The sequence below is a fragment of the Eubacterium sp. AF22-8LB genome (assembly GCF_003458715.1).
Lineage (GTDB): Bacteria > Bacillota_I > Bacilli_A > Erysipelotrichales > Erysipelotrichaceae > Holdemanella.
Genome location: NZ_QRVI01000005.1, coordinates 37,858 through 54,911, shown reverse-complemented (window position 1 = coordinate 54,911; position 17,054 = coordinate 37,858). Strand labels below are relative to the sequence as shown.

At 35.5% G+C, this 17,054-nt stretch carries 16 protein-coding genes; all 16 read left to right on the top strand.

From position 1 onward, the window contains the following. Positions 1-2 precede the first annotated feature (2 nt). The 16 genes from DWY01_RS02990 to DWY01_RS02915 all read left to right on the top strand — a co-directional run bounded on the left by DWY01_RS02990 (position 3) and on the right by DWY01_RS02915 (position 17,047). Complete coding sequence (locus DWY01_RS02990) at positions 3-209, top strand: DUF1146 domain-containing protein (protein ID WP_117992946.1); 207 nt, start codon at positions 3-5, stop codon at positions 207-209. Continuing rightward, positions 196-1,134 carry a rod shape-determining protein gene (locus DWY01_RS02985; RefSeq protein WP_117992943.1) on the top strand — a complete coding sequence of 313 codons (939 nt, stop codon included), beginning with the start codon at positions 196-198 and terminating at the stop codon, positions 1,132-1,134. Before DWY01_RS02990 ends, DWY01_RS02985 begins: the two co-directional genes overlap by 14 nt. Further along, positions 1,131-2,198, top strand: a complete 1,068-nt coding sequence (locus DWY01_RS02980) for an MraY family glycosyltransferase (RefSeq protein WP_243001951.1) — start codon at positions 1,131-1,133, stop codon at positions 2,196-2,198. The genes DWY01_RS02985 and DWY01_RS02980 overlap by 4 nt, the downstream gene beginning before the upstream one ends. Positions 2,199-2,247: 49 nt before the next feature. Further along, positions 2,248-2,796, top strand: a complete 549-nt coding sequence (locus tag DWY01_RS02975; protein WP_117992941.1) for a hypothetical protein — start codon at positions 2,248-2,250, stop codon at positions 2,794-2,796. 7 nt (positions 2,797-2,803) lie between these two features. Next, the gene (gene tilS, locus DWY01_RS02970) at positions 2,804-3,988 is read left to right on the top strand and encodes a tRNA lysidine(34) synthetase TilS (RefSeq protein WP_117992938.1); all 1,185 of its coding nucleotides are present in this window, start codon (positions 2,804-2,806) and stop codon (positions 3,986-3,988) included. Between the two features lie 49 nt (positions 3,989-4,037). Further along, entirely contained in the window at positions 4,038-4,577 is a 540-nt protein-coding gene (gene hpt / locus DWY01_RS02965; RefSeq protein WP_117993080.1) for a hypoxanthine phosphoribosyltransferase, read from the top strand. A 10-nt stretch (positions 4,578-4,587) separates the two neighbouring features. After that, on the top strand, positions 4,588-6,540 hold the full coding sequence (gene ftsH, locus DWY01_RS02960) for an ATP-dependent zinc metalloprotease FtsH (RefSeq protein WP_117992935.1): 1,953 nt from the start codon (positions 4,588-4,590) through the stop codon (positions 6,538-6,540). 98 nt (positions 6,541-6,638) lie between these two features. Then, the gene (gene hslO, locus DWY01_RS02955; protein WP_117992933.1) at positions 6,639-7,523 is read left to right on the top strand and encodes an Hsp33 family molecular chaperone HslO; all 885 of its coding nucleotides are present in this window, start codon (positions 6,639-6,641) and stop codon (positions 7,521-7,523) included. Continuing rightward, on the top strand, positions 7,516-8,481 hold the full coding sequence (dusB, locus tag DWY01_RS02950) for a tRNA dihydrouridine synthase DusB (protein WP_117992930.1): 966 nt from the start codon (positions 7,516-7,518) through the stop codon (positions 8,479-8,481). Before hslO ends, dusB begins: the two co-directional genes overlap by 8 nt. Positions 8,482-8,584: 103 nt before the next feature. Beyond that, complete coding sequence (gene glgB, locus DWY01_RS02945; protein ID WP_117992928.1) at positions 8,585-10,411, top strand: 1,4-alpha-glucan branching protein GlgB; 1,827 nt, start codon at positions 8,585-8,587, stop codon at positions 10,409-10,411. 97 nt (positions 10,412-10,508) lie between these two features. Next, positions 10,509-11,357, top strand: coding sequence for a transketolase (locus tag DWY01_RS02940; RefSeq protein WP_256268606.1), 849 nt, complete (start codon positions 10,509-10,511; stop codon positions 11,355-11,357). Further along, complete coding sequence (locus DWY01_RS02935) at positions 11,354-12,271, top strand: transketolase family protein (protein ID WP_243001953.1); 918 nt, start codon at positions 11,354-11,356, stop codon at positions 12,269-12,271. Before DWY01_RS02940 ends, DWY01_RS02935 begins: the two co-directional genes overlap by 4 nt. A 1-nt stretch (position 12,272) precedes the next feature. Next, complete coding sequence (locus tag DWY01_RS02930) at positions 12,273-12,857, top strand: class I SAM-dependent methyltransferase (protein WP_117992922.1); 585 nt, start codon at positions 12,273-12,275, stop codon at positions 12,855-12,857. Positions 12,858-12,988: 131 nt separating this feature from the next. Then, entirely contained in the window at positions 12,989-15,028 is a 2,040-nt protein-coding gene (locus tag DWY01_RS02925; protein ID WP_243001950.1) for a PTS transporter subunit IIABC, read from the top strand. Positions 15,029-15,033: 5 nt separating this feature from the next. After that, on the top strand, positions 15,034-15,867 hold the full coding sequence (locus DWY01_RS02920; protein WP_117993074.1) for a PRD domain-containing protein: 834 nt from the start codon (positions 15,034-15,036) through the stop codon (positions 15,865-15,867). A 199-nt stretch (positions 15,868-16,066) separates the two neighbouring features. Further along, positions 16,067-17,047, top strand: coding sequence for a PTS sugar transporter subunit IIB (locus tag DWY01_RS02915; RefSeq protein ID WP_117992918.1), 981 nt, complete (start codon positions 16,067-16,069; stop codon positions 17,045-17,047). The last annotated feature ends 7 nt before the right edge of the window (positions 17,048-17,054 follow it).

Here is a 17,054-nt window from a genome sequence, read left to right as displayed (position 1 = left end):
TTATGGTAGCTTCAGTGATTCAGTATTTTGTTTTTTTTGCGTGTTTTGGCTTAAGCTTTTATGCGATTTCAAGTATTCAATTTGAAAAGGTGTGTAGTGTAAAAAATCCTAAAAAAGTGCAGATATTAATGTTTTTGTTGTCGCTTGCACTTGCTTATATAACAAGTCAGGCTGTTTTGCAGCTAACAATATATAATGGCTTTGCTTGAAAAGTGGATTGCCCTTGATATCGGGGCTTACTTAGCTCGTTTTTATGATTTTTCTACACAGAATCAGGTTGCATTAAAAACAATAATCGCAAAAAAAGGTTCCAAAATAGTAGGTGTGTCGGATGAGGCACTGACTTATTTATATAAAGATTTAGATGAAGTTCAAATTCAATATCCTATAGCACATGGTCAAATTCTTCATTCAATTGAATCTTTGATTCAGGAAGGCTTTGAACAGCTACATGTTCATGATGGTTTTTTAAGGCCAAGTGTACTTGTGAGTGTGCCAACGGAATTATCCCAAAGACAGCGTGAGCTTTGGCAACAGACATTTTTGAAGTGTGGTGTGCGTAAAGTGGAGTTTATTTCAAATTTAGAAGCACTACAGACAGAGGGGTCTTGTTTTTTAGTGCATAGTGGACATTCTTATACAGAAATTAATGTTGTTGTGTATGATAAAGTATTGGTGTCTAAGACAATCAATTATGCGGGTGCACAGATTGATGAGCAGATACAAAAAATCGTTTATATGAAAACGGGTTGCTTTATCACAAAGGTGGATGCTGCACATTTGAAGGAATTGGCAAGTCTAGCTTTTTGGCAACAAAAGAATAGTTCATTGATGTGTTATGGTTTTGATTCAAGACAAATTTTGCATCAGATTCAAATTGAATCGAGTCTACTATGGCCTGCCTTTGAAAGGGTGCAATCACAAATCGCATTGTGGGTTAAGCATTGCTTTGATGGATTGCCAGCTTCGGCTCAAGAATATTTTTTATTGCATGGAATTGAATTGAGTGGTGGCTTGGCAGATTGTTTTGGTACTTCGCAGTTTATTTCTCAAAATATATCTTGTCCAGTTCTTTGTACAAAAAGCGGACAATACGATATGATAGAGGCGTTAAAGGGGGTAAAGTCAGCATGATTGATTATAAAATGATTTTATTGCCATTTTTCATTTCATTGATTTTAACACCGATTGTGAAGCAATATTCAATTTATTGCGGTGCTTATGCCAAGGAAAATAAGCGAACGGTTCATCATGGAAAAATTTCGCGTATTGGTGGTGTTGCCATTTACTTGGCTTTTATTATAACGATGGCTATTTTTGTGAAGGCGGATCGGCAAATCAAAGGATTAGTTATTGGAAGTAGTATTATGTTTTTTACTGGTTTGATCGATGATCTTATCGATATTAAACCACCAGTAAAATTGACATTAGAGGTTATTGCGGCATTGGTTCTGATTTATTTTGGAATTTCTGTCGATGTGATACGTTTACCTTTGGGCATTCAAATTGATACAGGTATCATTTCTTTTATTTTTACTATTATCTGGGTGGCAGGAATCACCAATGCAGTAAATCTAATTGATGGGTTAGATGGACTTGCCGGAGGAATGAGTGTTATTGTTCTTGTTGTGATTGGTTCTATTGCGATTATTGAAAGACGTTCGGATTTATTAAGTATTGCTTTTATTTTAGCATCTGGAACACTTGGTTTTTTGATTTATAATGCGCATCCAGCTAGTATTTTTATGGGCGATTGTGGTTCTTTGTTTTTGGGCTTTATGATTTCAGCCATCTCTTTATTGGGCTTTAAATCAAGTACCATTCTTACGTTGGCCTTACCTATACTATTGTTGATGCTGCCTATCATTGATACGCTTTCTGCTATTTTAAGACGTACTTTAAAAGGTATGAAGTTTATGGAGGCTGACAAAAGCCATATTCACCATTTATTAATGCGTCAATTTGGACATCGTAATACCGTGATTATTATGTGTGGACTGACTTCTTTATTTGGATTGAGTGCTTTCGCATATATGATCAATCGAAACATTGGCTTTATAGTCATGATTATAATATTGTTGTCGGTTGAGCTTTTTATTGAAAAGTCGGCTATGATCAGTGAAAAATTTCATCCATTAATTGGATTATGGCATCGTATTCAGAGAAAATATAAAAAAATTTTAAGGAAAGTAGGCTAAAATGCCTACTTTTAATGTTGTTTTCACATAGGGTTGCTACAATTAAACTATGGAACCGAATGAATGGCAAAAAAAGAAAAATAATAAGACGACGGAGTATACTCAGAAAATTACGTCGCAGGCCCGTATAGCCGAAGAAGAATTGTTGTCAGGATTAAACGAAAGTGAAGTGTATGATTATATGCTTTCAAAATTGAATTTTTGTCAGAGAAAACAAATGTATTCAAGCTTAGAAGCCAAGGTATATGTAAAGGTGGGCGATATATGTTTTGCGGATTTTGGCTTGGCATATCTAAGTGAAGTTGGTTATCAACATTTTGGTTTAGTTTTGGCAATGAAAAACGGGAAAATATTTGTAGTACCTATGAGTGGGAATAAAAATGCTTATAATAGGGCATATGATCCTGTGTCCCATATGGGTAAGCGTCATTTGATGCGTTTACCCGAGATTGATGGGTTAAATAAATCGAGTGTATTGTTTTTAAATGATGCGAAATGGATCAATTCAGCTCGAGTGATTGATGTGAAGGCACACATCTCTCCTGATTCAGTATTGTTTGAGAAAATAAAGAAAAGAGTTTTACAAATGATGCTATAATAGGAACATGTTAAAATGTGTTGTAGCCTGTTCAGGTGGACCTGATAGTATGGCTTTATTAGATCAATTAAATAAGCAGGGAAGAGATATTGTTGTTGCACATGTAAATTATAAACATCGTGATACAGCCGATAGGGATGAGAATATAGTAAAGGAGTATTGTCAAAAATATGGTATTCCTGTTCGTGTGTGTTATCCAATTCATGAAAAGGGGAATTTTCAAGCTTGGGCAAGAGATGTTCGCTATGCCTTTTTTGAAGAGGTGGCAGATGAATTTGATACAAAATTACTTTATGTAGCCCATCAGATGGATGATGTGATTGAAACATATTTCTTTCAGAAAAAGCGAAATATGATTTGTGATTATTATGGCTTGAAACAAGAAAGTTCTAGACATGGATATAAAATTATCCGTCCTTTATTGTCTTATACAAAAGTTGAATTACAAATGTATTGTGTTGAGAATGGTGTTTCATTTGGAATCGATGAGTCCAATTTAACGAATCATTATACGCGAAATGTGATTCGTCATACACAAATTGAAAAGATGAGTCGTAAAGAGAAGGAAGAATGGATTTTAAAAATAGAAGAAGAAAATGCGGTATGGAAAAAGCAGAGAAATCAAATCAACTTGTTTTTAAAAGGTTGGAATTATGATATTCAACTTCTATTGAATCAAGAAAATGCATGGCTCTACTTAGATAGTTTTTTGTTTAATACTTTGCATCATCATTTTTCGCGTAAATATATGGAAGAATTATGCATTCAATTAAAGAGTAATGTTTTAATTGAGATTGAGAATTATTTGTTGGAAAGGCATAATAACAAATTGTATTTTTTGCCCAAACCAAAAGATGTAAATTATAAATTGAATGCTTTGAGAGTTGGAGAGTATGAGGATTTTACAATTTTATCTCAAGGAAATAGGATTGAAGGATTTAGTGTAGAAGCATCTGATTTTCCTTTGATTATACGAAGAGTCAGGGCGAATGATTCAATAAAAATGCGTTTTGGAAATAAGAATGTTCATCGCTTTTTTGTAGATCGAAAAATCAGTAAGATTCAACGAAAATATTGGTTGATTGTGGAAAATAAATTGGGTCATGTCATTTTTGTGCCAGGACTTGGATGTGATGTTGAACATTATTCACAAAATCAACAGTTCTACTTTAAAATAAATGGTCTAGATTAAATGTTTATGTTACAATGTTTAAGTAACTTAAGGAGAAAAACGCCGTATGATAAGTCAAGATATTGAAAAAGTTTTATTAAGTGAAGAAGAAATTGAAAAACGCTGTGTTGAACTAGCACATCAAATAGAGGAAGATTATAAAGAATCTGGAGATGTTCCTATTGTAGTTGGGTTGTTAAAGGGAAGTGTTCCTTTTATGGCTGAATTAATCAAACGTTTCACTTTTCCTTGCGAAATCGACTTTATGTCCGTTAGTTCATATGATGGAACTGAATCAATTGGAGATGTTCGTATTTTGAAGGATATGGATCTATCTTGTAAAAACCGTTCAATTTTAGTTGTAGAAGATATTATTGATACAGGTAGAACATTAGTAGAAGTTAAAAAAATGTTTAAAAATAAGGGATGTCTAGATGTACGTTGTGTTACATTATTAGATAAACCAAGCCGTCGTGTTTGTGAAATTGAGGCGGATTATGTAGGTTTTGAAGTACCAAATGAATTCGTAGTTGGATATGGATTGGATTACAATCAGAAATATCGTAACCTACCATTTATTGGTGTTTTGAAACCAGAAATTTATCAGTAGGAGGAAGATTATGAAGAAATGGTTAAATTATTTACCAACCATCTTCATTTTATCAATTGTATTATCATTAGTTTTTTATAGTTCACAGGGCAGTACTGTACAAATGAATTATACACAATTTGAGAAAATTGTAGATGAAGTTGATTTTAAAAAGAGTTCAATGACAATTAGCTCAACAGTAATCCAATTAGAGGGTACGTATGAGCAGAACTCAAAAACAGTTGGATACAAGGTTATTGTTCCAAGAACCGAAAAGAATATTGAAAAGTTAGAGAAGGCTTTACAGCGTAATGGTGGAAAATTAAATGTAGAAGATCCAAATCATGGTAGTGTATGGGTTTCGATTCTTTCTCAAATTATTCCATTCTTGATTATTGCAGTATTCTTCTATTTCATGTTCGCTAAAATGGGAGGCGGAGGCAATAATAAAGCCTTTGAATTCGCAAAATCGAAAGCTCGTGTTGAATCGAATGTTAAGGTTCGTTTTAAAGATGTTGCGGGTTGTGAAGAAGAAAAAGAAGAAGTTAAAGAAATTATTGATTATTTGCGTTCACCAAAGAAATTTACAGACATGGGTGCACATATTCCTAAGGGAATCTTGATGGTGGGTCCTCCTGGAACAGGTAAAACTTTACTTGCTAAAGCTGTAGCTGGAGAAGCGAATGTTCCATTCTTCTCGATTTCTGGTTCAGATTTTGTTGAAATGTTTGTTGGTACAGGTGCAAGTCGTGTTCGTGATATGTTCAAAACTGCACAAAAGAGTGCACCTTGTATTATTTTCATTGATGAAATCGATGCTGTTGGTCGTCAGCGTGGTGCTGGTATGGGCGGCGGAAATGATGAGCGTGAACAGACGTTGAACCAATTGTTGGTTGAAATGGATGGTATGACAGATAATGCGGGAATCGTTGTGATTGCGGCAACAAACCGTCCAGATGTCTTAGACCCTGCTTTATTACGTAGTGGTCGTTTCGATCGTCGTGTAACAGTTAGCTTACCAGATATTAAAGGTCGTGAAGCTATTTTACATGTACATGCTCGTAATAAGAAATTGGCGAGTGATGTTTCATTGGCAAATTTGGCAAAACGTACACCTGGCTTCTCAGGGGCTGATTTGGCAAACGTGTTAAATGAAGGTGCTATTTTAGCGGTTCGTAAAAATGAAGCAAAGGTCACAATGACAGATTTAGATGAAGCGATTGACCGTGTCATGATGGGACCTGCTAAGAAAAGTAAGAAATATACTGAAAAAGATAAGATTCTTGTGGCTTATCATGAGGCTGGACATGCGGTTATCGGTCTAAAATTAGAAGATGCAGACATGGTTCAAAAAGTTACAATCATCCCTCGTGGAGATGCGGGAGGATATAACTTGATGACGCCTCGTGAAGAAAAGTATTTCCATAGAAAATCAGAATTTATTGCACAGATTACCGGATTGCTTGGTGGTCGTACAGCTGAAGAAATTCAATTTGGAGAAATCAGTGCGGGTGCAGTAAATGATATTGAAAAATTGACTGAGATTGCTAAGAATATGGTTCGTGTATATGGTATGTCTAGTTTAGGACCTATTCAATATGCCGACCCACAAGGAAATGTCTTCTTAGGAAGAGATTATACAAAGGGTAGTGATTATTCAGCAGGTGTAGCAGCAGAAATCGATAAGGAAGTTCGTGCTATTGTTGATGAGTGTCATGCAAATTGTCGTAAGATTTTAACAGAAAATAAAGATTTGTTAGATTTGATTGCGAATAATTTGTATGAACATGAAACATTAACAAATGAAGAAATCACTAACTTAATGAATTTTGGACAATTAACAGATCCAAATGCTGAAACAGTTGAAGTAGAGGAAAAAGAACAAGATACAGTACAAGTTCCAGAAATTCCAGAAGCTGTAAATGGTGTTGATCAAAAGGATTTGGATGATGCGTTCAACGAATTAACAAAGAAAAAGGATTAAGTACCTAAAGCCATCGTTTGGTGGCTTTTAATTTGGCTTGAAATGGGTACAAGAATTAAGTAGAATGGTGCTAGTGAATTTCGAATTCGGAGGAAATTATGAAAGATCAATTATTAAAAGCGCTTGTTTTAAATGAGCATGTTCGTTTATATATTGTTCGTACGACTGATTTAGTACAAGAAGCACAGGATCGTTTTGATTTACATCCATGTGCTTGTGCAGCATTAGGAAGAACCTTGTCTGTAGCTACCATGATGGGAGCTATGTTGAAATCAGAAGAAGAAATGTTGTCAATTACTATCAATGGTCATGGCCCAATTGGTTCTATTGTGGTAGATGCGTATGCGAATGGAAATGTGCGTGGCTTTGTGTCTAATCCACATGTAGAGGATGTCTTGATTCGTCCGGGTAAATTAAACGTTGGAGCTGTTGTCGGTACGGATGGAACGTTAACAGTCACAAAAGATTTGAACATGGAAGAAAACTTTTCTGGTTCTGTAGAACTACAAAGTGGAGAAATCGGTGATGATTTTGCCTATTACTTTACTTTATCTGAACAAACACCAACTGCTGTATCATGTGGTGTGTTGATTGGAACAGATGGCCGTGTGGCAAGTGCTGGCGCAATGATTCTACAAATGCTTCCAGATGCTACAGAAACGGATATTTCAATTTGTGAACATGTACTTGAGGGCTTGAAACCAATGAGTACTTTGATTCAGGAGTATGATGATGCAAGCTTAGAAGATTTGGCAAACGATATGTTTGAAGATGCCAAGATATTAACTACACAGCCAGTGGCATATGATTGCCCTTGCTCAAAGGTTAGAATGGCTAGAGCTTTAGGAACAATCAAAAAATCCGATGTTCTAGAGATGGCGGATAAAGAGCATGGTTGCGATATTACATGTAATTTCTGTAATGAAAGTTATCATTTCACAGAAGAAGAGTTAAGAGCGATTGCGAGTAAGATGCATGATTAAGATTGGAAATGTAGAAATCGAAAATCCAGTTGTGATTGCGCCGATGGCCGGCATCAGCAATATCGCATTTAGAAGAATCGCAAAGCGCTTTGGAGCAGGCTTGGTATGTAATGAAATGGTTAGTGATAAGGCATTATACTATGATTCTTTAAAGACGAAACAAATGTGTGCTATTGATAAAAATGAACATCCTGTCTCTTTTCAGTTATTTGGTCATGATATTGATACGGTTGTTTATGCTGCTAAATATTTAGATACACAAACTAATTGTGACATTATTGATTTTAACATGGGATGTCCTGTAAATAAGGTTATTAAAGCACAAGCTGGAAGTTTCTTGATGAAGGATATTGACTATGCCAAAGAGCTTGTATCAAATATTATTCAAAATGTGAATAAACCTGTAACTGTAAAGATGCGATTAGGTTTTGATACAAATCATATTAATTGTGTTGAAATGGCTAAGGCTATGGAGAGTATAGGCGTTAGTGCCGTAGCTGTACATGGACGTACACGCAATCAGATGTATGAAGGAAAAGCAGACTGGTCGTATATTAAACAAGTTAAAGATGCAGTTTCAATTCCTGTTATTGGCAATGGAGATGTTCGTAGTGTTGAAGATTTTCATCGTATGATGAATGAAACGGGTTGCGATGCTGTTATGCTAGGACGTGGAATTGTAGGAAATCCATTCTTAATTCAAGAGTGTGTAGATTCAATTACAGGGCAAAAACATGAATTCTCAATGGAGGATCGTATCGAAATTTGTATGGATCACGCTCGTGGCTTGGCAGATACAAAAGGTGAAAAGGTGGCAATTCGAGAAATGCGAGGATTGGCTAGCTGGTATTTAAAAGGGCTTCCAAGCTCAAGAATCTTTAAAAATGAAATGTCACAAATGAATACGTTGGAAGATTTAGAAACAATATTACATCAATTTCTGGAGGTGCAACGATAGTTGCATCTTTTTTGTCTTCTAGTAAGCGTTTTCAAAATCTTTAAAATACACTTTAAGTTTCTTGCGTTCCGGTATAAAATATATATACGGAGGTTATATCATTATGGATCAAAGAAAGACAAAAGCCTTTTTCGAAGGGCGTGATATACATGCATATAATATATTTGGTGCACATCTAGAAGAAAATGGTGTTCGCTTCAGAGTATATGCTCCAAACGCAAAAAATATTTCAGTTATTGGTACATTCAATGATTGGGATGAAAAAGCAAGTAAAATGAAAAAAGATAAACGTGGTATTTGGGAATGCTTTGTAGAAGGTGCAAAGAATCAGGATTCTTACAAATATCGTGTGTGGCAGGCAAATGGTGAATTAGTAGATAAAATGGATCCATATGCCTTTTATAGTGAACTAAGACCGAATACGGCAAGTATTATTTCAGATTTAAGCTACGATGGATGGACAGATAAAGAGTGGTTGGATAAAAGAAATAAGGGATTTGATTCTCCAGTGAATATTTATGAAATGCATGTTGGTTCATGGAAAAAAGATGATGAGAATGAAGAATTTGTACAATATCATGAAATTGAAAAGGAATTGATTGAACACTGTAAGAAGCATCATTTTACACATGTAGAAGTAATGCCACTTTGTGAATATCCATTTGATGGTTCATGGGGATATCAATGTACAGGTTACTTTTCAAGTACTTCTCGTTATGGAACAAATCATGAATTGATGCATTTTGTGAATGCACTTCATGAAGCGGGTATTGGTGTGATTATGGACTTTGTTCCTGTGCACTTTGTAAAGGATAATTATGCTTTAGGAATGTTTGATGGCACTCCTCTATATGAATATTCAAAACCAGAAGATGCGAATAGTGAATGGGGAACGGCTAACTTTGATTTATGGAAAGAAGAAGTTCGTTCGTTCTTAATGTCCGCAGCAAATTTCTGGGTAGATGTTTATCATGTGGATGGTTTAAGAATGGATGCGATCAGTAATGCGATCTTCTGGCATGGAAACAAGAATAATGGTGTGAATGAAGGTGCATGTGATTTCATGAAACGTATGAATCACTTGTTGAATGAGGCGCATCAAGGAAAAATCATGTTGATTGCGGAAGATTCAAGTGATTTTCCTAATGTCACAAAGCCAAGTTATGCGGGTGGCTTAGGATTTGACTATAAATGGGATCTTGGTTGGATGAATGATACATTATCTTATTTAAAAAGAGATCCAATTTATCGTAAGTGGCATCACCACGATATTACTTTCTCGATGGCTTATTTCTATTCAGAAAGATTTATTTTACCATTTAGTCATGATGAAGTAGTTCATGGAAAAGCAACAATCGTAGATAAGATGTGGGGAAGCTATGAAGATAAGTTTGCCCAGGCAAGGGCTTTATATGTATATATGTTTGCGCACCCTGGTAAAAAATTGAATTTCATGGGAAATGAAATTGGACAATTGCGTGAATGGGATGAACAAAAGAGCTGTGACTGGTTCTTATTGGATTATCCAATGCATGATGCGTTTAAACATTTATGTGAAGACTTAGGTAAGATTTATACAGAAAATGATGCATTCTATGATCAAGATTATGATCCAAGTCGTTTCTGTTGGATTGACGCAGATAACGTAGGACAAAATACATTCTCATTTATTCGTAGAGGATCAAAGAAGGATTGTGTCATTATTATGAATTTCTCGACAAATCCATATGATCACCAACAATTTGGTGTTCCTTGTAAAGGTAAATATAAGGAAATCTTAAATACAGAGTGGGACGAATATAATGGAAATCTAAAAAATCACACACCTCAGGAAGTACAGGCAATGCGTTTGCCTAGACATAATCAGCCTTATATGATTGAAGTGAATGTTCCTAGTTTTGGTGCTATGATTTATGAAGTTGAAAAGTGAGATTAGTTTCTCACTTTTTTTGTGATTGGATAAAGTGTAAACTTGTGAAATAATTGATTTTTTGAAGGGGGTGTATTGTGGCAAAAAGTTTGTTATAATGTATGCGCAAAAAGGAGATAGCGTAAATATTATGGAAAACAAGGAACTTGCATTGCACGCAAAAAATATTCGTAGAAATATTGTGAAAGAAGTGTATAGTGCCCAAAGTGGACACCCGGGTGGAAGTTTAGGTGCAACTGACATTTTAACAGAGTTATACTTTGAAGAAATGGATATTAATGAGGAAAACTTAAATACATTAGATCGTGATCGTTTTGTATTGAGTAAGGGACATGCAAGTCCAGCTTTATATGCAGTACTTGCTGAAAAAGGATTCCTTCCTGAAGAAGAATTGACTACTTTTAGAGCTATCAATTCACGTTTACAAGGACACCCTAATATGAATTATGTAGAAGGTGTAGATATGTCAACAGGATCTTTAGGACAAGGTATTTCTTGTGCTGTGGGTATGGCATTAGCTAATAAATTAGATAAAAACGATCACCGTATCTATACGGTACTTGGAGATGGTGAATGTCAAGAAGGTCAAGTATGGGAAGCTACAATGTCAGCAGCTCATTATAAGTTAGACAACTTATGTATTATTGTTGACAACAACAACCTTCAAATCGATGGTCACGTAGATGAAGTTATGAGCGTATATCCTTTGGATAAAAAATTCGAAGCTTTCAACTGCCACGTAATTAATGTTGATGGTCATGATTATGATCAATTGCGTGCTGCATTAAAAGAAGCTCGTGAAACAAAGGGAATGCCAACTGTAATTGTTGCGAAGACAATTAAAGGTAAAGGTGTTTCATTTATGGAAGATCAACAGGGATGGCATGGAGTAGCACCAAACGAAGAACAATACCATGCTGCAATGAAAGAATTGGAGGCAGAATAATGGCAAAAGTAGCTACACGTGTCGCTTATGGTGATGCTTTAAAAGAATTAATGGTTGAAAATAAAAATGTCGTTGTATTAGATGCTGACTTAGCGGGCAGTACAAAGAGTGGAGAAGCTAAAAAAGTTGACCCTTCTCGTCACTTTGACATGGGAATTGCCGAAGGAAATATGATGAGTGTTGCGGCAGGTCTTGCGGCTAGTGGAAAGATTGCGTATGCATCTACTTTCGCAATGTTTGCGACAGGACGTGGATTCGAACAAATTCGTAACAGTATCGGCTATCCACAATTAAACGTTAAAATTTGTGCATCTCACGCTGGTATTAGTGTAGGAGAAGATGGTGCAAGCCACCAATGTATTGAAGATATTAGCTTAATGCGTGGAATTCCAGGCATGAAAGTTATCGTTCCATGTGACTACAATGAAGCTAAACAAGCTTGCAAGGCTGTAGCTGAAATCGATGGACCTTGCTACGTTCGTTTAGGTCGTAGTGGTGTTGAAAGTGTAAATGGCGATGACTATAAATTTGAACTTGGAAAAGGTGTTGTCCTTCAAAAAGGTGAAAAAGTGGCTTTAGTAGCGACTGGATTAATGGTTCAGGAAGCTTTAGAAGCTGCTAAGAAAATGGAAACAGCTCCAACTGTAGTAAATATCCATACAATTAAACCAATCGATAAAGAATTGATTATCGAACTTGCAAAAACTCACGATGCAATCGTGACTTGTGAAGAACACTCAATTATTGGTGGTTTAGGAAGTGCTGTTGCTGAAGTTTTAGCTGAAGCAGGAGCAGCATGTAAACTTGTTCGTGTCGGTGTTCAGGATGTATTTGGTGAAAGTGGAAAACCAGCTGAATTATTCGCAAAATACAAAATTGATGCAGATGCGATTGTAGAAGCTGCTACAAAGTAGTATGGCACACTATTTCACAAATGATATTGTAAAAGATGCACCAGAAGAAATTACGATACATTTCCGTGATTTTACATATAAATTAAATTCCAATGCTGGTGTTTTCAGCAAAGATAAATTGGATGAAGGTACACGCATTCTTTTAGAAACAGTCCTAAACAATGAATCAGAACCAGAAAGTACATTGGATCTAGGTTGTGGAATTGGTCCGATTGCCTTGATTTTAATGGAATATTGGAAACATACCACAATGACAATGATTGATGTGAATCAAAGAGCTTGTCAGCTTGCGGACTCAAATATGAAAAAGTATCGTCGTAAGGCAAAGATATTATGTCAGTCAGGTGTAAGTGAAGGCCAATATGCATGTATTCTTTTAAATCCACCGATTCGTACGGGAAAGACTATGATTTATTCATTGTTTGATCAGTGTTTAGAACATTTAAAGGAAGATGGCCATTTCTGGATTGTTATGCGTAAGCAGCATGGTGCACAAAGTGCAATCAATTATTTACAGGAAAAAGGATATGAAGTAGAAAAAATGGCTCGAGATAAGGGCTATTGGGTAATGAAGATTTCAAGATAATGAATCTTCATTACCTTTTTTCTTATGGACTTTTTGACAAATGTCATTTATCATCATAAATACAGTAGAGGTGTTAATAAATGAAACAACATCATGTTTTTAGCTTTTTGCAAAGGATGGGAAAATCCTTTATGTTGCCTATTGCAGTACTTCCTGTTGCAGGTATTTTTTTGGGTGTAGGAAGTTCTTTGACCAATGAAACAACTATAATGGCATTACATCTAGATTCAGTATTAGGGCAAGGAACCTTTTTATATAGTGTTTTAATTTTATTAAAACAAGTGGGCAAAATTTTATTTGATAATCTACCATTAATTTTTGCGGTTTCTATCGCTTTAGGAATGTCGAAAAGAAGAAAAGAAGTGGCTGCGCTTGCAGCTATTATTGCTTTTTTTGTGATGCATGCCACAATTAATGCGTTACTTTGTTTAGATGGAAGTATAGTGAATGGTGTAGTTTCAGGCCAGGCTTTAGATGGATCCATTACTTCGGTATGCGGTATGTTATCGCTTGAAATGGGTGTGTTTGGCGGAATTATAGTCGGACTAGGTGTTAGTTATTTGCATAATCGTTTTTACCAGATTCAATTACCGAATGTAATTTCTTTTTATGAAGGAGAACGATTTGTTCCGATTGTTTGTGCCGTTACATATGTGTTTGTTGGTGTGCTTATGTATTTTGTTTGGCCACCATTACAACAGGGCGTTTATAATTTAGGACGATTGATATCGAATTCAGGATATTTTGGAACTTTTATTTATGGAGTTATTAAGCGTAGTTTAGTTCCTTTTGGCTTGCATCATGTTTGGTATATGCCATTCTATCAGAGTGCCTTAGGTGGTGTACAAATGGTGAATGGTTCAATGGTATCTGGAGCGCAGAATATTTTCTTTGCGCAATTATCCGATCCAAGTGTGACTCATTTTAGTGTGAACGCAACTAAATTTTTCTCGGGAGAATTTATATTTATGATTTTTGGCTTGCCAGGAGCAGCTTTAGCCATGTATCAGTGTGCAAATCCAGAAGCTAAAAAAAAGACGGCAAGCTTATTACTTTCGGCAGCTTTAACGAGTGCATTAACAGGAATTACAGAGCCGATTGAATTCTCTTTCTTGTTTGTGGCACCATTGTTATATGTTGTTCATGTATTCTTAGCTGCCACATGTTTTGTGGTTGCACAAGCTTTACAGGTTGCGATTGGATTTACTTTTTCAGCTGGATTGCTTGATTTTACATTGTTTGGAATATTACAAGGAAATGCGAAGACAAATTGGATAGTTGTAGTTGTGCTTGGCTTTGTCTATTTCTTTGTGTATTACGGTGTGTTTAAGTTCTTGATTGTGAAATATGATTTAAAAACGCCAGGAAGAGACGAAAGTATTAAGGTGTTTGATAAGAAAAAGTATGATTTTAGTTTTGATAAATCGTTGATTGATCCAAGAAGTCAGATGATTGTTCAAGGCTTAGGTGGACGAAGTAACTTTACGGATTTGGATTGTTGTATCACAAGATTAAGAGCGACAATCAAAGATGATACTTTAATAAATGAAAGGTTGTTAAAAAAATCGGGGGCTGCAGCTATTATGTGTCAGCCAAATGCGATTCAAATTATTTATGGTCCTCAGGCTTCGAATATAAAGACAAAACTGGATGAGTATATGTTGAATGTGCCGGAAAGTTATGATTTTGAGGATAAAGAAGTTGTTTTAGAAACAAAAACAAAGCTGGAACTTGAATGCCCTGTAAATGGTGAGGTTATGCCTATAGAGGATGCATCCGATTCCATGTTTGCACATAAGTTGATGGGTGATGGCATTATGATTCGTCCATGTGATGGTGTTGTTGTAGCACCGTGTGATGGTGTTATTTCAATGATTTATCCTACGAAACATGCGATTGGTATTACAATTGATGACAATACACAAATCTTAATTCATTTTGGTACGGATTCGGCAAAGCTTAATGGTAAGGGATTTGAGTTGTTGGTAAGAGCAAATCAGAAAGTGAATGCTGGAGATGTTTTATGGAATGCAGATCTTATGTATATCAAAGAGAATACATTGGATGAAAATATCATAGTTGTATTCACAAAGATAAAAGATGGTGCAGAATTAGAAAAGAAGTATGGAAAAATGCAATGTCATGATATGATGTTAAGGGTAAAGGGTTAATGAATATGTGTGAAATTGTAAAAGTTTTGAATCATAATACAATCTTGGTTTTAAAAGAAAATGAAGAAATAATTGTGATGTCTAAAGGAATCGGATTTGGTAAAAAGCAAGGGGAAAATGTGGAGATTCCTCGTAACGCAAAGCAGTATAAGATGCAAAAGTCATATCAGGCAAAGCAGAAGTCGAATAATATTTTTGATTACATTGACCCGATGTATATTGAAATTTCATCTGAAATTATTACTTTGACAAAAGAGAAATTTGGTAAAGTAGAACATGATATATTATTGTCATTGGCGGATCATATTTATTTTGCGATAAAAAGAATTAAAGAGAAAGATTTTCCATCGAATCCGTTTAATATGGATATTCAACTTGTATTTCCTGATGAGTATTCAGTGGCATTAAAGGCAAAGGATGTTATTGAAAAATATACGCATGAAGAAATTAATGAAGATGAAATTGCGTTTATTACATTACATATTCACTCGGCTGTGTCAGTAAATAAAGTAGGAGATTCGATGGAAGTTATGCGTGTGATTCGTGAATTCTTCAAAAAATTACAAGCTGATTTAAATGTTCGTATTGATGCGAATTCATTGTCATATATTCGTTTGATGAATCATATTAAGTTTTTATTATTGAGATTAAATAATGATGAGGAATTACAAATGGATATTACAGAGTTCACAAAAGAAAAATTTCCATTTGCTTATGAACAAGCCCGTGTTTTATGTGAGCAATTGAGCCGTGTTTTACATAAAAATTTGCCGGATTCAGAGTTGGGTTATTTGGCTTTGCACTTGGAAAGAATTTTATCAAGTACGAGTATTTCATAAAAAAAGTTGACAACGCTTTCAGATAGTGGTACATTTTCAACTGTAAAAAGTGAATATTCAATAGCGTGTAACTGGTTAGGCAGGCATTTACTATTTTGATTGAAGATATAATCTTTATTGGTTTATTGTATATCTTCAGTTTAAATGTATATGTCTGTCTTTTTTTGCGTATTGAAGTTCTAAGAAAGGATGAAAATATATGGTAGGAATTATTCTTGCAAGTCATGGTGAATTTGCGAATGGTATTTTCCAGTCAGGTGCTATGATTTTTGGTGAACAAGCCAATGTTAAGCCTTGTACTTTGATGCCTAGCGAAGGACCTGAAGACATTCGAAAGAAGATGGAAGATGCGATTGCTTCTTTTGAAAATCAAGAAGAAGTATTGTTCTTAGTTGACCTATGGGGAGGAACTCCATTCAATCAGGCAAGTGCCTTGTTAGATGGTCACGAAGACAAATGGGCAATTGTCACAGGATTGAACTTGCCTATGTTGATTGAAACGTATGCATCAAGATTCTCAATGGAGAAAGCACATGAAATTGCAGCACACGTAATGCAGACGGCACAAGAGGGTGTACAGATCAATCCAAAAGAATTAGAACCAAAAGAAGAAAAGAAAGCGGAAGTAAGTGCAGCCCCTCAAGGAGCGATTCCAGAAGGAACAGTCCTTGGAGATGGACATATCAAATATGGTTTGGCACGTATTGATACACGTTTGCTTCATGGTCAGGTAGCGACAGCTTGGACAAAGACAGTTGGACCAAATCGTATTATTGTTGTTAGTGACAATGTAGCTCATGACGAATTAAGAAAGAGCATGATCGAACAGGCAGCTCCTCCAGGAGTAAAAGCGAATGTCGTTCCAATCGATAAGATGATCCAGGTTGCGAAGGATCCTCGATTTGGAGCAACAAAAGCAATGTTATTGTTTGAAACACCACAGGATGCATTAAGAGCCATCAAAGGTGGAGTGGATATTAAAGAATTGAACTTAGGTTCCATGGCACACTCTCAAGGAAAGGTAGTTTGTACAAAGGCCGTTTCTATGGGAAGTGATGATGTAAAAACATTTGATGAATTATTAGCAATGGGAATTAAGATTGATGTTCGTAAGGTGCCAACAGATTCACCTGAAAACTTCAATGAAATTCTTAAAAAAGCAAAAACAGAATTAAAGTAATTTTAGA

Excerpts from the sequence above, each read along its gene's own strand:
- DWY01_RS02915 (WP_117992918.1), top strand. The coding sequence starts at position 16,067 with ATGGTAGGAATTATTCTTGCAAGTCATGGTGAATTTGCGAATGGTATT.
- hslO (WP_117992933.1), top strand. The coding sequence starts at position 6,639 with ATGAAAGATCAATTATTAAAAGCGCTTGTTTTAAATGAGCATGTTCGT.
- DWY01_RS02925 (WP_243001950.1), top strand. The coding sequence starts at position 12,989 with ATGTTGCCTATTGCAGTACTTCCTGTTGCAGGTATTTTTTTGGGTGTA.
- dusB (WP_117992930.1), top strand. The coding sequence starts at position 7,516 with ATGATTAAGATTGGAAATGTAGAAATCGAAAATCCAGTTGTGATTGCG.
- DWY01_RS02920 (WP_117993074.1), top strand. The coding sequence starts at position 15,034 with ATGTGTGAAATTGTAAAAGTTTTGAATCATAATACAATCTTGGTTTTA.
- DWY01_RS02930 (WP_117992922.1), top strand. The coding sequence starts at position 12,273 with ATGGCACACTATTTCACAAATGATATTGTAAAAGATGCACCAGAAGAA.
- ftsH (WP_117992935.1), top strand. The coding sequence starts at position 4,588 with ATGAAGAAATGGTTAAATTATTTACCAACCATCTTCATTTTATCAATT.
- DWY01_RS02985 (WP_117992943.1), top strand. The coding sequence starts at position 196 with ATGGCTTTGCTTGAAAAGTGGATTGCCCTTGATATCGGGGCTTACTTA.
- DWY01_RS02980 (WP_243001951.1), top strand. The coding sequence starts at position 1,131 with ATGATTGATTATAAAATGATTTTATTGCCATTTTTCATTTCATTGATT.
- glgB (WP_117992928.1), top strand. The coding sequence starts at position 8,585 with ATGGATCAAAGAAAGACAAAAGCCTTTTTCGAAGGGCGTGATATACAT.
- DWY01_RS02990 (WP_117992946.1), top strand. The coding sequence starts at position 3 with ATGGTAGCTTCAGTGATTCAGTATTTTGTTTTTTTTGCGTGTTTTGGC.
- DWY01_RS02940 (WP_256268606.1), top strand. The coding sequence starts at position 10,509 with ATGTATGCGCAAAAAGGAGATAGCGTAAATATTATGGAAAACAAGGAA.
- DWY01_RS02975 (WP_117992941.1), top strand. The coding sequence starts at position 2,248 with ATGGAACCGAATGAATGGCAAAAAAAGAAAAATAATAAGACGACGGAG.
- tilS (WP_117992938.1), top strand. The coding sequence starts at position 2,804 with ATGTTAAAATGTGTTGTAGCCTGTTCAGGTGGACCTGATAGTATGGCT.